This window comes from Brevibacterium sp. ACRRH (assembly GCF_022346365.1).
Taxonomy (GTDB): domain Bacteria; phylum Actinomycetota; class Actinomycetes; order Actinomycetales; family Brevibacteriaceae; genus Brevibacterium; species Brevibacterium paucivorans.
Map to the genome: position 1 here is coordinate 246,224 of NZ_JAKRMN010000004.1, position 14,909 is coordinate 261,132.

10 protein-coding genes are annotated in these 14,909 nt (G+C 57.0%); 8 read left to right on the top strand and 2 right to left on the bottom strand.

The genetic code is table 11. The features are described 5' to 3' along the window. The first annotated feature begins 18 nt into the window (after positions 1–18). The 5 genes from typA to MHX53_RS06045 all read left to right on the top strand — a co-directional run bounded on the left by typA (position 19) and on the right by MHX53_RS06045 (position 9,163). A complete protein-coding gene (gene typA, locus MHX53_RS06025; RefSeq protein WP_239271589.1) occupies positions 19–1,929 on the top strand; it encodes a translational GTPase TypA in 1,911 nt (636 codons plus the stop codon). Beyond that, positions 1,926–3,344: a PIG-L family deacetylase gene (locus MHX53_RS06030; RefSeq protein ID WP_239271590.1), complete on the top strand. Its 1,419-nt coding sequence runs from the start codon at positions 1,926–1,928 to the stop codon at positions 3,342–3,344. Before typA ends, MHX53_RS06030 begins: the two co-directional genes overlap by 4 nt. Beyond that, positions 3,328–4,989, top strand: a complete 1,662-nt coding sequence (locus MHX53_RS06035; protein WP_239271591.1) for a VanW family protein — start codon at positions 3,328–3,330, stop codon at positions 4,987–4,989. The genes MHX53_RS06030 and MHX53_RS06035 overlap by 17 nt, the downstream gene beginning before the upstream one ends. 163 nt (positions 4,990–5,152) lie before the next feature. After that, positions 5,153–6,826 (top strand): VanW family protein, encoded by a 1,674-nt coding sequence (locus MHX53_RS06040; RefSeq protein WP_239271592.1) that lies wholly within the window; start codon positions 5,153–5,155, stop codon positions 6,824–6,826. A 663-nt stretch (positions 6,827–7,489) separates the two neighbouring features. Beyond that, a complete protein-coding gene (locus MHX53_RS06045; protein WP_239271593.1) occupies positions 7,490–9,163 on the top strand; it encodes a VanW family protein in 1,674 nt (557 codons plus the stop codon). Positions 9,164–9,193: 30 nt separating this feature from the next. On the opposite strand, the gene MHX53_RS11775 is transcribed toward MHX53_RS06045, so the two are convergent. Next, positions 9,194–10,216 carry a GNAT family N-acetyltransferase gene (locus MHX53_RS11775; RefSeq protein ID WP_239271594.1) on the bottom strand — a complete coding sequence of 341 codons (1,023 nt, stop codon included), beginning with the start codon at positions 10,214–10,216 and terminating at the stop codon, positions 9,194–9,196. A 103-nt stretch (positions 10,217–10,319) separates the two neighbouring features. On the opposite strand from MHX53_RS11775, the gene fdxA reads away from it, so the two are divergent. The 3 genes from fdxA (at position 10,320) to MHX53_RS06065 (ending at position 13,160) form a co-directional block, all read left to right on the top strand. Beyond that, complete coding sequence (fdxA, locus tag MHX53_RS06055) at positions 10,320–10,637, top strand: ferredoxin (RefSeq protein ID WP_102237705.1); 318 nt, start codon at positions 10,320–10,322, stop codon at positions 10,635–10,637. Position 10,638: 1 nt separating this feature from the next. Then, the gene (dapC, locus tag MHX53_RS06060; protein WP_239271595.1) at positions 10,639–11,745 is read left to right on the top strand and encodes a succinyldiaminopimelate transaminase; all 1,107 of its coding nucleotides are present in this window, start codon (positions 10,639–10,641) and stop codon (positions 11,743–11,745) included. Positions 11,746–11,870: 125 nt separating this feature from the next. Further along, entirely contained in the window at positions 11,871–13,160 is a 1,290-nt protein-coding gene (locus tag MHX53_RS06065) for a citrate synthase (RefSeq protein ID WP_102237707.1), read from the top strand. A gap of 241 nt (positions 13,161–13,401) precedes the next feature. Here the strand turns inward: MHX53_RS06065 and MHX53_RS06070 are convergent, their stop codons facing one another. Further along, positions 13,402–14,799, bottom strand: coding sequence for an HNH endonuclease signature motif containing protein (locus MHX53_RS06070; protein WP_239271596.1), 1,398 nt, complete (start codon positions 14,797–14,799; stop codon positions 13,402–13,404). Between the last annotated feature and the right edge of the window lie 110 nt (positions 14,800–14,909).

The window sequence follows — 14,909 nt, forward strand, 5'->3', positions numbered from 1 at the left end:
CGATCAGTTAGGGACCTTATGACCCATACATCACGCCGTGAGGATCGCCGCAACGTTGCAATCGTTGCGCACGTCGACCATGGAAAGACCACTCTGGTGAACCAAATGCTCGCACAGACGGGTGTTTTTGGTGACCACGGGGATTACTCTGACCGCGTGATGGATTCCGGTGACCTGGAAAAGGAAAAAGGAATCACGATTCTGGCCAAGAACACCTCGGTGTTGTACAACGGGCCGTCTGCACAGGGCAAGCCCATCATCATTAACGTGGTCGACACCCCTGGGCACGCCGACTTCGGCGGTGAAGTAGAACGTGGCCTGTCCATGGTGGACGGTGTGGTGTTGCTCGTTGACGCTTCAGAGGGCCCGTTGCCACAGACGCGCTTCGTTCTCCGCAAAGCCCTGGCTGCCAAGTTGCCTGTCATCGTGGTGGTCAACAAGACCGATCGCCCTGACGCTCGAATCGACGAAGTCATCGAAGAGACCCAAGACCTGCTCTTGGGACTCGCAAGTGACCTGTCGGATGAAGTGCCAGACCTCGACGTCGACGCTGTTCTCGATTTCCCAACGATTTTCGCCTCAGGTAAAGCCGGTCGAGCATCAACCGAACAGCCGGCCAACGGTGATCTGCCAGACAGTGAAAACCTCGAGCCACTGTTCAAGACCATCCTTGAACACATTCCCGCCCCTGCGTACAACGACGACGGTGTTCTGCAAGCACACGTGACGAACCTGGACGCTTCACCGTTCCTGGGACGTCTGGCCCTCTTGCGTATCTACGGTGGAACGCTGAAGAAGGGTGCTCAGGTAGGTTGGGTACACAACGACGGAACGGTTACAACCGCCAAGATCTCAGAACTTCTGGAAACCCAGGGTCTCGAAAGGTTCCCCGCGACTGAAGCTTCTGCAGGTGACATCATCGCTATCGCAGGTATTCCCGACATCATGATCGGTGACACCATTACCGACCTGGAAGACCCACGCCCCATGCCACCCATCACGGTGGATGAACCGGCGATCTCCATGACCATAGGTATTAACACGTCGCCACTTGCTGGGCGTGAAAAGAACACCAAGGTGACTGCACGTCAGGTGAAGGATCGCCTTGACCAGGAGCTGGTAGGTAACGTGAGCCTGCGCGTTCTTCCCACGGACCGTCCCGATGCATGGGAAGTTCAGGGGCGTGGTGAACTGGCTCTGGCGATCTTGGTTGAGCAGATGCGCCGTGAAGGTTTCGAGCTCACAGTGGGTAAGCCTCAAGTGGTGACCCGTGAGATCGACGGCGTTTTGTCTGAGCCCATGGAACACATGACCATCGACGTTCCAGAAGAACACCTGGGTGCCGTGACGCAGCTGATGGCGGCACGTAAGGGCTCCATGGAGACCATGAACAACCAGGGGACTGGCTGGGTCCGCATGGAGTTCCGGGTACCTGCCCGAGGTCTCATCGGCTTTCGTACCCGCTTCCTCACCGAGACACGGGGAACCGGAATCGCGAACTCCATTTCCGACGGCTACGCTCCGTGGACTGGTGAGATTGAATTCCGTACGTCAGGGTCACTCGTTGCTGACCGCGCTGGTGCGGTGACGCCGTACGCCATGATCAACCTGCAGGAACGTGGAACGTTCTTCGTAGAACCCACCTCCGAGGTCTATGAGGGCCAGATTGTGGGTGAAAACTCCCGCGCGGACGACATGGACGTCAACATCACCAAGGAAAAGAAACTCACCAACATGCGTTCAGCCACGGCCGACTCGTTCGAAAACTTGGTGCCACCTCGCAAGCTCACGCTTGAGGAGAGCCTGGAGTTTGCAAACGACGACGAGTGCGTTGAAGTGACACCGTCGATTGTGCGTATCCGTAAAGTCATTCTCGATCAGAAGGAACGTCAGAAGGCCGCGAACCAAAAGCGTCGCCAAAACTCATGACCACTGTTCTCTTTATCCACGCTCATCCCGACGACGAGTCGATCATGACGGGTGGAACCATGGCCTCACTTGTGGTCCGAGGTGCCTCCGTAGTGCTCCTGACCGCTACCCGGGGTGAGGGTGGGGAAGTGATCGGTGAAACCCACGCCCACCTGTTTGGCGACCGCCCTGGGTTGGCTGAGCACAGGGAACACGAACTCGCAGAAGCCACCTCGGCGCTGGGAGTGTCCAACTCGTACTTCTTAGGCGAGGAGCAGACTGTCGCTGGGACGGGACTGCCACCTCGGCGGTTTGAGGACTCCGGAATGGAATGGGGAACCGACGGGCATGCGGTTGCGCCTGCGCACATGCCGCCGGACGCGTTGTGCAGTGCCACCGTTTCCGAGGTCGCGGATTATGTGGGTGCGGCCATCCGCGCCGTGGGCCCGGACTTGGTTGTGACGTATGGGCCTGGCGGCGGTTATGGCCACCCGGACCATGTGCGTTGCCACGAAGCCACGCATGAAGCGTTGCGGCGTTTGGGGGCTGGCGCGCCACCTGTCGTACATACCGAGGTGCCTGCCCAAGTTTCCGCTGACGCGTTCGATCCGCAGGCTCCAGGGTTTGACCTCACGGGGTTCAGTTCAGCTTCGAAGGTGCCGTCAGTTGCGGCGGCATACCCCGTTGCGGTGGAACAGGACGTGTCGGAATTCGTGGGGGCCAAAGCGATGGCGATGGCCGCGCACGCCACCCAGATCACGGTTGCCGGTGAGTTTTTCGCGCTGAGCAACGACGTGGGCCAGAAGATTCTGGATACGGAACATTTCACCGTCCCGGATTACGCGGGGCCCGTCGTGCATGACCTGTTGGAGTATGCGCAGGAGCACCGTCGTGAGATACCTTCGGAATCCGGGTCTGCCGAGGTGGCGGCCACTCACAGCGGGATTAGTGGGGCGCACGAAGGTGCGAGTGCAGGCGCGTCGCAGGAAGTGCCAGAAGACTCCGGGCGCAAGTCCGTTGGTCGCTGGGTCGCCGACACGCTCCACACCGTGTTGGTGGCTGTGCTTGTGTGCGTGTTGGGCACCCTGCAACACCTCAACGCGAGTGCACTCAACCTCAACGGTCAAGCGGTCATTGTCCCGTGGGGTCTTGTTCTTGCTGTGGCTATGCTGATCGCTAGCACGTGGCACGTCGCAGTGTCCCACCGTTCGACCCTATTGGTGGTGGTTCACGGTCTGGTCATCTCCATTGGAAGCTTCATTCTGGGACAGCGTGGATTTTTACCTGGACAGGATCTTCTTATAACGAATTTCTATCGGTCCGTAGTGTGGCTCTTTGCGCCTATGGTGATTGCTGGGATTATGGCATTTACACTGCCGTCGTTAAAGTCTCAACCACCGGTTGTGCGCAAGGAGAAGAATGAAACGGGTAGCTAAGTTTGTAGGCATCGGAGTGTGTGGCCTCGCGCTCATCTACCTCGTTGTCGCCTTCTTGACCTCCCGGGCAGCACTTGCCGGAACCAGCGTTGCCGGTGTTGACGTCGCAGGAAAATCGGTTGACGAGATCCCGGGCGTGCTGGAAGAAGCGCTCAAGGACAAGGCTGGCGAAGATATCGCAATCAAGGTCGAATCCGGAAATGGGGACACCAAGGTGTCGCCCGAGGACGGCGGAGTAGGCGTTGACTATGAAGCCAGCGCGCAGAAGGTCGCTGGTTTCACTCTCAATCCCGTCACACTCTACGAACGGTTTAACAATCGCACTGACCAACCCCCAGAGCTGAAGGTCGATGACTCACGGTTGACGACCTCGGCGGGGGCGGTTGCTAAAAACCTCGAAAAGGAACCAGAAAGCGCAACGCTGGCCTTTGAAAAGAAATCAGTGAAGCTCACTCCGTCAAAAGACGGGACCAAGGTCGACCCTGAACTAGTGGTGCAGGGCATCCGCGAACAGTGGCTCGTGGAAGACACTGTGACAGTCAAAGACGAGGTGAACCACCCCGACTTCACCACCGAAGACGCTGAAAAGGTCAAGCGTGAAGTCGCCGAACCTGCTCTGAAAGACGATGTCACTTTGAACGTCGAAGGAGATGTCGAAGAAGGCGAAGAGCTCACGGTGACCCCCGAGGCGATCGCTAAACACGGGTCGTTTAAAGAATCGGGTGAACTCACGTTTGACGAGCGGTTCCGAACCACAGTCATGAACGACAACCCGGATGTGGGTGAAGCGGGACGCGACGCGTCATTCGAGTTTGTGGACGGCAAACCCAAGGTTGTTCCGTCCCGCGACGGTGTGTCAGTGAACAAGGATGAGCTCGCCAAGGCTGTGCGTGACGCGATCGGTGCTGACGATCGCAGTGCTGCCATTACGTTAGGGGCGGAACCGGCGGACTTTTCGACCGAGGACGCAGAGAAACTCGACCTGTCCGACACCATCTCAGACTTCGCGACACCGTACTCCTCGAGCCCGGCCCGTGACACCAACTTGAAGGTGTCAACGCGGGCAGTTTCGGGCACGGTACTCCAGCCTGGGGAACAGTTCAGCCTCAACAAGACACTGGGACCCAGGACCGCCTCGGCCGGATATAAACAAGCCGGTGTGATCTCTGGTGGGCAGATGAAGAAGGACTTCGGTGGGGGAGTCTCGCAGGTGTCCACCACGCTGTTTAACGCCGCGTTCTTCGCTGGCTTTGACTTGGACGAGCACAAGGCTCACTCACGCTACATTTCACGCTACCCGGAAGGGCGCGAAACAACGCTGGACTACCAGTCGATCGACTTGAAGTTCACCAACAACACGGACAAGCCGGTGGTGTTGGACATGTACCTGGAAGGCGGGAAGGTCCACGCGCGGGTGCTGGGTGTCAAGACGGTTGACGTCGAAGCGGACGCCTCGAGCCGGTTCGCGTACACGTCGCCGTCGACTATCAAGGGTTCCGGTAGCACGTGTAAACCACAGTCGCCGCGTCAGGGCTGGTCGATTAAAATCTTCCGCACCATCAAGGAACACGGTAGCGGGAAGGTCATCAAGAAGGATGACTTTGTCACGGTGTACAACCCTGTTCACCGAGTGATGTGTTCTTAAGAAGCTGACGCGTTCGTGGGTGTGTGACTTCGAGAACGCATGTTGCCGGCTTGGCACGTGAGTGCGGTGCCCTTGGGCGGTGCGCACCGTAGTGTTTGAGGTAGCACCAGTTTTGCTGGGGAGGCTATAGGGCATATTACGGGGGCAAGGTGGCGAAGCGTTCATGGACAAAAAGCGTGTGTACAGGATCGGCATTGTGTGTTGCATCCTGGTTGTGGCGTATGTAGTTATCGCGTTCTTCTTGACGCGTCACGGGCTGCAGGGCACGCGCGTTGTTTCTCATAACGTCGGCGGGATGAGTCACGACGAGGTTGTGCAAACCATTAAAGAGAACGCCAGAGAAGATTCGTTTATGGTGTTTGCGGAAGGAGACTATGGTGATACGAGTGTCTCAGCTGAGGTTTTGGGGGTCACTGTTGATGCTCATGCCACTGCTCGGCAAGTCGCAGGCTTTACGCTCAATCCGGTGACGATCGTCAAGCGGATCAAGGCCACACGTGACGATGGCAGTGTATCTGCGATTATTCACATCGACGATGACAAGTTAGGGCAAATGTCCGATCGCCTAGCTCATGAGTTTAGCCAAGAGAAGACGAACGCCACGGTGTATTTCTCTTCTATTGGTCCTCTTTCATCTTTTGGTGAAGACGGGGTCGAGGTGGATCCCGCCGAGGTCAAAAAAGCTATCGTGGAATCGGTGGAAAGTGGGTGGTCAGTAATCGGTGTGCCGACCAAGGTGACCAGTGCAGACGTTAACGGAGAGGAATCCGTTGAACGTGTACGCGAGCTTCAAGTAGACATGGGCAAAAAAGACATCGTTCTCGATGCCGGTGGTGGGAAAACGCTCCGTATTCCTGTTGAGCTTGTTTATCGGTACGGCTACTTCAACGACAAACTGGAGCTGTGCTTCCGCGATGAAGAGTTCCGCAACGCAGTGATGGACGAAAATCCTGGCGTTGGTGATCACGTTGTCAATGCGCGCTTCGAGTTTCCGGATGGAAAACCCGCTGTGAAACCTGCACGAGACGGTGTGAGTGTTGACTCCGACGAGCTTACGCGTGCGGTGCGGGAAGCGATTTCGTCGCCGGACAACACAGCTTCCGTTGGAGTGGGCGACCAGAAGGCTCAGTTCAGTACTAAGGATGCTGAGGCGATGAGGTTCCCAGAAGTGGTGTCGCAGTTTGCAACAGACAACCCGCAGAACGGTGAGCGCACTGCACGGCTTGAGTACGTCACCGAGAAGATTTCAGGCACGGTTGTTAAGCCGGGAGAGGTGTTCGACTTCAACGCGGTGATGGGGCCTGATTGGGCTGAACCGAAGTATAGCGTCCGCCATGAGCAAACTGCTTTTGGTGGAGTCGAAGATGACCAACTCGGTGGCACTCACTCACAACTTGCGACAACCCTGTTTAACGCTGTACTAGAAGCAGGGCTTGAGATCCGCGAACAGCAAGGAGGGCCACAGCTACCGTCCGTGTACCCGGACGGTCGTGATGTCGTAGTCGGCGAAGGAACCAACTTTGTTTTCGCAAACACGACTGACAAACCCATCGTGATCGAGTCATTTGTGGATGACAGTAAAACACACGTCAAAATCCACGGCACCAAACAGTTCGACGTGGAGCTATCCACGACGGACCGGTGGAATGTGAAAGCGGGCCTTCCGCCCAAGGAAGAATCAGGCAGTCGGTGCGTGTCCTATCCGTCGCTCGACGGCGGGTCCGTGCTTACTTATCGAGTCATCAAGGACCGCACAAAAGATCAGCCAGTCGTGCGCGATACGTTCTATCGGGAGTATGCAGAGCAACAAGGGCAAACCTGTTCTGGTAAGTCGTGACAAGTGCGCTACCAACCCCAGTGCGGCGCGAGTCTGGGTGAACGACCAGGTGGGAGAGAACGGCCCACTTCATCGCGAATGCGATGCGTGCCGCGCCCACCATGGTCCGTGGGCCGTCGGGGCCAGTCGAAATGGCCGAAAGGATGCGGTATTGGAGTGCGCTTGCAATCAGGTGGTTGTATTCTTCGCGCGCTGATTCTTCGATACCCCACACCACGCAAAAGTGGGGCAACCTGCTGGCTTGCGGGGCTGAGCTCACTGGAATGGGCCCGGGTGTGAATGAGGATGTGTGGCGTGCTGCCTCGTTCTTTGAGCCAGTCGATGGAGAGGGAAAGTGCCTCCTGGGCTGGCATGCCGGGGTCGCCTAGGGGGAGGACGCTGTTGGCGGTCGCCGAGGTGTTCAGTGCCGAGATGTTCATTGCCGAGGTGGCAGGCGCTGACCGCAAAAGCCAACCTGAGAGCACTTTGGGGTCTTCGCCGCGTAGTTCGGAGGCGAGGTTGTCGGCGTGCAGCCACGCGATTTCGTGGGGCGACCATGTTGCTAGCTTGGCACGTGAGTACGGCGCCCTGGGGCGGTCCTCACCGTAGTGTGTGATGTAGGACAAACACGGCCCGGCCGGCACAGGGCCGGGGACATTGCAGGGGCAAGGTGGCGAAGCGTTCATGGACAAGAAGCGTGTGTACAGGATCGGCATTGTGTGTTGCATCCTGGTTGTGGCGTATGTAGTTATCGCGTTTTTCTTGACGCGTCACGGGCTGGAGGGCACGCGCGTTGTTTCTCGTGATGTAGGCGGGATGAGCTACGACGAGGTTGTGCAAACCATTAAAGAGAACGCCAGAGAAGATTCGTTTATGGTGTTTACGGACGCAGGCCCGGGTTATACGTATGTTTCAGCTGAGGATGTGGGGATCACTGTCGATGCTCATGCCACTGCTCAGCAAGTCGCAGGCTTTACGCTCAATCCGGTGACAATCGTCAAGCGGATCAAGGCCACATACGACGAAGGCAATGTAGCTGTGATTAAACGCATTGACGACGAGAAATTAGGGCAAAGGTCCGATCGCATAGCCCATGAGTTAAGTCGCGAGAAGAAGAATGCCACGGTGTATTTCACTCGTCGCGGCGTTCATTCATCTGATGCTGAAGATGGGATGGAAGTGGATCCCGCCGAGGTGAAAAAAGCTGTCCGGGAAGCTCACGCAGAAGGGTCGAGCATTCTCACAGTACCCAACAAGATGATCAATGCAGACGTTAACGATGCGGAAGCGTCAGCGCGTGCGTACGAGATTGATCAAGGATTGGGCGACAAAGACGTTGTGCTTGATGCCGGTGGCGGGAAGACGCTCCGTATTCCTGTTGAGCTTATTTACCAGTACGGCTACTTCAACGACAAACTGGAGCTGTGCTTCCGCGATGAAGAGTTCCGTAACGCTGTCATGGACGAAAATCCTGGCATTGGCGACCACATCGTGAATGCGCGCTTCGAGTTTCCGGGTGGAAAACCCGCTGTGAAACCTGTGCACAACGGCGTGAGCGTTGACTCCGACGAGCTCACACGTGCGGTGCGGGAAGCGATTTCGTCGCCGGACAACAAAGCCTCCGTTGGAGTAGGCGACCAGAAGGCTCAGTTCAGTACCAAGGATGCTGAAGCGATGAAGTTCCCAGACGTGATTTCGCAGTTCGCAACAGACAGCACGCAGAACGAGGAACGCAATGCACGGCTTGAGCATGTGGCAGAGAAGATATCAGGCACGGTTGTTAAGCCGGGCGAAACGTTCGACTTTAACGCGAAGGTGGGGCCCTATTGGGCGGAACCGGGATACGAACCCTTCCCTGAACCAACGGTTCTGGGTGGCGTAGAGGATGACTCGCTAGGTGGCCCTCACTCACAACTTGCGACAACTCTGTTTAACGCTGCGCTAGAAGCAGGGCTCGAGATCCGCGAACAGCATGGAGGAGCACAGCGCCCGTCTGTGTACCCGGATGGACGCGATGTCATGGTTAACACGCGAACCAACTTTGTTTTCGCAAACACAACTGACAAACCCATCGTGATCGAGTCATTTGTGAATGACAACAAGACGCACGTCAAAATCCACGGCACCAAACAATTCGACGTGGAGCTCTACACTACAGACCGGTGGAACGTGACAGCGGGCCTTCCGCCCACGAAAGAATCAGGCAGTCGGTGCGTGTCCTATCCGTCGCTCGACGGCGGGTCGGTACTCACGTACCGAGTCATCAAGGACCGTAATAAGGACCAGCCAGCCACACGCGACACGTTCTACCGGGAGTATTCCGAGCAACAGGGTCAGACCTGTTCTGGGAAGTCGTGACAGGGGTAGGTTACTGACCCCGGGGCTGCCTCACTCGCTCGCCGGCTGCGCCATCCACACGCGGTGATGTTCGCTCATGCCACATGCGTGGGCAAAGTCGGAGCGCTCGCGGTCGGGAGCCTCGTACATGAGCGACCGGACACCTCGGGCTTGGGCAAGCCGCGCAGCCGCCGTGACAAGCGCGCTACCAACCCCGGCGCGCCTGGAGTCTGGGTGAACGACCAGGTGAGAAAGCACGGCCCACTTCATCGCGAACGCAACGCGCGCCGCACCCACCATGGTCCGTGTACCGTCCGGGCCAGCCGCAATGGCCGAAAGTATGCGGTACTGGGGTGCGCTGGAAATCAGGTGGCTGTACTCCTCGCGCGCAGATTCTTCGATGCCCCACACCGCGTAGTGCAGGGGAGCGGGAGTGTCGGATTCGACGATTTCGCCATCCGGTTCACGCAGTTGAGCGAGTTCCGCGGTGGGCGCGGTAAACGTGGTTACCGGTTCGGATGGGACGAATCCTTCGCCACGCAAAAGTGGGGCAACCTGCTGACTTGCGGGGCTGAGCTCACTGGAATGGGCCTGGGTGTGAATGAGGATGTGCGGCGTGCTGCCTCGTTCTTTGAGCCAGGTGACGGCAAGGGACAGTGCCTCCTGGGTTGGCATGCCGGGGTCGCTGATGGGCAGGGCGCTGTTGGCCGCCGTCGAGGTGTTAGATGTCGAGGTGTTCACTGCCGAGGTTGCAGGCGCTGACCGCAAAAGCCACCCGGAGAGGACTTTGGGATCTTCGCCACGTAGTTCGGAGGCGAGGTTGTCGGCATGGAGCCACGCGATTTCCCGGGGCGACCACGTAGCGGCGGCGACCTTTCGGAGGTCTTCTGCGCTCACGATTTCGTGGAGTTTGCCTGGGCGAGTGGGGGCAGGCGGGATCTCGTGTCCAGTTTCGATTGCGTCTTTTGGCACGTCGACGGGCCCGCGCTTGGTAGCGATGCGGAGGTGTGTTGGTGTGGTTTCGAGGACCTCGCCCAGAGCGTCGGTCAAAGAGCCGTTGTCTGTGTATCTCACAACAACACGTGTGCCGGGTGAAAACATGGAGGCCCTTTCAAGTGTGGAAAAGTACGTGCGTAGGAGTAACCTTATTAAGTATCCATACAACCAGGAGGTATCCGTGACGTACATAATCGCGCAGCCGTGTGTCGACCTCAAGGACAAGGCATGCGTCGATGAGTGCCCCGTGGACTGTATTTATGAAGGTGCTCGCTCACTTTACATTCACCCTGACGAATGTGTGGACTGCGGTGCGTGCGAACCCGTATGTCCGGTTGAAGCCATTTACTACGAAGACGACGTTCCTGAACAGTGGGCCGAATACTACAAGGCCAATGTGGAGTTCTTCGACGAAATCGGATCGCCAGGTGGAGCTGCCGGTGTAGGTAACACCGGAACCGACCACCCCATCATCGCGGCTCTTCCACCCCAGCAGTAGCATGAACTTCGCCCAGTACGGTCGCCACCTCGAAGCCTACCCGTGGGACAAACTCGCGCCTCTTAAAGCGAAAGCAGAAGAACGGGGTCTGTGTGACTTGTCTATTGGAACGCCCGTTGACCCCACGCCGCAGGTTGTTCAGGATGCCCTTGCGTCAGGAGCTGACTCACACGGTTATCCCACAACAGCCGGCACGCCACAGCTGCGTGAAGCAATCGCTGGTTGGTACTCCCGGTCGCGCGGTGTGAGCGTTGCGCCTGATGCGATTTTGCCAACTGTTGGATCAAAAGAGTTGGTGGCGTGGTTGCCTACCCTGCTGGGCTTGAAAGAACTGGGGCTAGGTGTGGCCGGGCCGGCACTTGCGTACCCCACATACCGCATGGGTGCCACGATCGCGGGCGTGGACTTCCGTGTTCTTGATGCTCATGACATCGCTGAGGGTGCTTCGCTGGAGGGTGTTGGCCTGGTGTGGCTCAACTCGCCAGCAAACCCCACGGGACGTGTGCTCGATGCGCAGAAGCTCCGTAAAGTTGTTGAAGCCACGCGCAAAGCTGGCGTGGTTGTTGCAAGTGACGAATGCTACGCGTTGCTGAATTGGGAAGCAGAAGCGCCGTCGATCCTTGACCCTGCCGTTGCGGGGGAGGACCACACGGGATTGCTCAGTGTGTATTCGCTGTCGAAGCAGTCGAACCTCGCGGGGTACCGGGCAGCGTTTGTCGCTGGGGATCAGAGTTTGATTGCGGACCTGACGAACACGCGCAAACATGCGGGAATGATTGTTCCGGGGCCAGTGCAGACAGCGATGATTGCTGCTTTGAGCGACTCTGGGCACGTTGTGGCGCAGAAGGAGACGTACCGTGCTCGGCGTGACTTGTTGAAGCCTGCGCTTGAGGCGTGGGGAATGACAATTGATCATTCCGAGGCTGGTCTTTATCTGTGGTGTACGCGCGGTGATGACTGTTGGGATACGCTTTCAGACCTTGCTGATCTGGGTATTTTGGCTGGGCCGGGCATTATTTACGGTGAGGCCGGTGCCCAGTACATGCGTGTTGCTCTGACCGGATCGGATGACACGATTCGTACAGCGGCTGAGCGCCTGAGTAACTGAAGCGAGCGAAAAGGCTCTGGTCAGGTACGTGTCTGACCTCCAACAAAATACGGTACGACTTAGTGCAGGGTCACAAAAAGGGGTAGCCTGTGAATGCAATGATGTGAACCCTTTAAGGAGACATAATGGTGGCAGACGGCAAAATTCTTGTCGGTGAGAAGGAGCTTGAACTCGACCGTGTACGTGCAACAGAGGGCACGGAAGGTTTGCGGATTGGCTCGCTTCTCAAAGAAACCGGAACTGTCACATACGATCCTGGCTTCACATCCACTGCAGCGTCATCTTCTAAGATCACGTTTATCGACGGTGACGAAGGAATTCTGCGCTACCGTGGATACCCTATTGAGGAGCTTGCTGAGAAGTCGAGCTTCATTGAGGTTTCATATCTGTTGATTTATGGTGAGCTTCCTACCGCTCAGCAGTTGGAAGAGTTCACCGCTAAGTACTCAAGCCACATGATTGTCAATGACAACATGCGTGAGTTCTTCCGGGCGTTCCCGTATGACGCGCACCCCATGTCTATGGTGTCTGGCGCGATTTCTGCCATGTCGACTTTTTACCAGGGTAGCCTGGACGTTTTTGACGAGGAGCAGGTTGAACTTTCCATGCTCCGCCTGATGGCGAAGATGCCTACGATCACCGCTCTTGCATCACGTCGCCGTTCGGGAGTGCCTGTGGTTCACCCGTCGGACAACCTGTCGCCCATGGAGAACTTCGCACGGGTTCACTTTGCACTTCCAACGCAAGAGGACTTTGAGCCAGACCCGCTGTTGGTTAAGGCGCTTGACATTTTGTTCATTTTGCACGCCGACCACGAACAGAACTGCTCTACTTCGACGGTGCGTCTGGTGGGATCGTCGCAGGCTAACATCTACCAGTCGGTCTCCGCTGGTGTGAGTGCGCTGTCTGGTCCTCTTCACGGTGGTGCTAACTCCGCGGTTCTGGAGATGCTCCAGGAGATCGCCGAGTCCGATGACGGTGCCGAAAAGTACATGGAACGCGTGAAGAACAAGGAACAGGGTGTGCGCCTGATGGGCTTTGGTCACCGCGTGTACAAGAACTACGACCCACGTGCGGCCATTATTAAGAGCGTTGCGCACGACATTTTGGAGAAGTTGGGCGGGAACGACGAGCTTCTGGACCTGGCCATGAAGCTGGAAGAGATCGCGCTCAAGGACGACTATTTCGTGTCGCGTAGCCTGTACCCGAACGTGGACTTCTACACCGGCCTCATCTACAAGGCAATGGGCTTCCGCACCGACATGTTCACGGTTTTGTTCGCTGCTGGTCGTCTGCCTGGTTGGATTGCGCAGTGGCACGAAATGATCCAGGACCCAGAGACCAAGATCGGTCGCCCGCGCCAGGTGTACACCGGTTCGCCTCAGCGCTCCTACGTGCCGGTTGAAGAACGTTAAAGACTGAGTTTGTTTTCTCCTGGGCGGTCTCCGTGTGAGTTGCCTTGGTTTTGATTAGCTCGTATATATGAGTGGCTCCTTTAGTTGGGGCTTCTGAGTTGCTCTCCATTGGTTGGACTGCTGAAAGTCAGCTGTCAGCCGGTGGGGAGTAGTTCGTTTTGGACGGGTTTCGAAGGTCCCGGTCACTGCGTTCTGCTTGCAAGGCCGCTGACTAGAGTGGCCGTGGTCAGAATGGTGACGGTCAGAATGGTGGTGGTTCTTCGCTGGGTTCCCATGGGCGGGTGTCACCGTTGAACACCTGCCCTGCGACTGCGTACTCGTCAGCGACCGCGGGGTCATACCCGAAAGACACCCCGGCAGTTTGCCCACCAGTGCCCCTGTCAGTTTGGGCGGGTGTTTCTGGGTTGGGTACCTGGCTATGAGTGCTTGCTTGTTCTGTTGCTAGGTAGTTGTTGATGGTGTGGCTGATGTCTTGGTCACCGGTATCGAAGTACTCGATTAACCGTTCGTACTGGTACTGGTTGATCCTGGATTCTGGCGGGTAGACCAGCATGGCACCAACCCTGGGGAACACGCACGCCAGGGAACCGTCATCCATCCTGTCGACGCGGAGTCGTTTCTGGGTTTTCAATTGATGATGCCGCTTACACAACGGGTGCAAATTCTCCATCACAGTCAACCCGCCCGACTCGGGGTCCTGATGGTTGAACGGTTCAATATGGTCTTTTTCACACACCCTGGCAGGGACCGCACACCACGGGACACTGCAATCAGGGTGCCTGGCTTCAACCATGCGTTTCAAAGCTGCGGGAATGTAATACTTCGTCGGCGTAGACTCCAGGACCACACCGGTCTCGGGGTCGGTGAACATCCGGTACACCCACTTCGCCTGAGCAATCACCTCATCAGCGGTCTTAGCGTCTAACTGCACCCGACCATTCATCATCACCGGCGCATGCGCACCCGGGTCCACCTTGACCGGCAACCCAAAATCAAACTCACTACCCGAACCATCACCCGGCGGGTCACCAACGCCCGGTGGCGCGCTACCCCCTTGGTGCTCAAATACTTGTTCTTCGGTTCTCTGTTTTCTGGACTCGTGGATTCTTCCGGATTGTCGATCTTCGGTTTCGTGTCTTCCAGGATCTTGTTGTTCGGGTCCAGGTCTGTGTTCATCTGGCCCGGGGTCTTTTCCGAATCTTTGTCTCTTAGATCTCTGTTCCTCAGGTATTCCCTCCGTGCCTGGTGGTGGGTTGTTCATGAGGAAGTGCAGCACCGGGACTGTGAGGTTAATGCTGGCTTGGGATTTCAACCATTCTTCTTTTTCAGGCATCGACACGCACAACTCAAGCTCATACACATCCTCAGCCTGCTTAGCTTCACACCTGTCAGCCCACACCGAACCATCCGCATCACCCGACCCAGACGCATCCGTACTCGGACCTTCTGGTTTGGTGTAGGTGACTTTGATGGGTGCTTGTTTACCAGTCGGGATTACGCGGGCTCGTAGTGTTGTTGAGGGTTTAGCCCCGGTGATCAAATCCAGGGTCAGTTGGTCCATGAGTCGGTCATCATCAACCTCAACCCTGCCCAAATCACCAACCCGTACTTCAGAAACTTCCCCGTTGGGGCTTGTCAAGTTGTTTGTGTCTGAGTGTTATAGGTATTTGTTGATTCGGTCGGGGTAGGCCGTGGCGAGTTGGGCCAGGGCTTGTTTCCAGTTCGTGGTTTGTCGTCCTTCTATAAGCC

Bases quoted from the DNA above. Each gene is read 5' to 3' on its own strand.
- typA (WP_239271589.1), top strand. From the start codon at position 19: ATGACCCATACATCACGCCGTGAGGATCGCCGCAACGTTGCAATCGTT.
- MHX53_RS06030 (WP_239271590.1), top strand. From the start codon at position 1,926: ATGACCACTGTTCTCTTTATCCACGCTCATCCCGACGACGAGTCGATC.
- MHX53_RS06035 (WP_239271591.1), top strand. From the start codon at position 3,328: ATGAAACGGGTAGCTAAGTTTGTAGGCATCGGAGTGTGTGGCCTCGCG.
- MHX53_RS06040 (WP_239271592.1), top strand. From the start codon at position 5,153: ATGGACAAAAAGCGTGTGTACAGGATCGGCATTGTGTGTTGCATCCTG.
- MHX53_RS06045 (WP_239271593.1), top strand. From the start codon at position 7,490: ATGGACAAGAAGCGTGTGTACAGGATCGGCATTGTGTGTTGCATCCTG.
- dapC (WP_239271595.1), top strand. From the start codon at position 10,639: ATGAACTTCGCCCAGTACGGTCGCCACCTCGAAGCCTACCCGTGGGAC.
- MHX53_RS06065 (WP_102237707.1), top strand. From the start codon at position 11,871: ATGGTGGCAGACGGCAAAATTCTTGTCGGTGAGAAGGAGCTTGAACTC.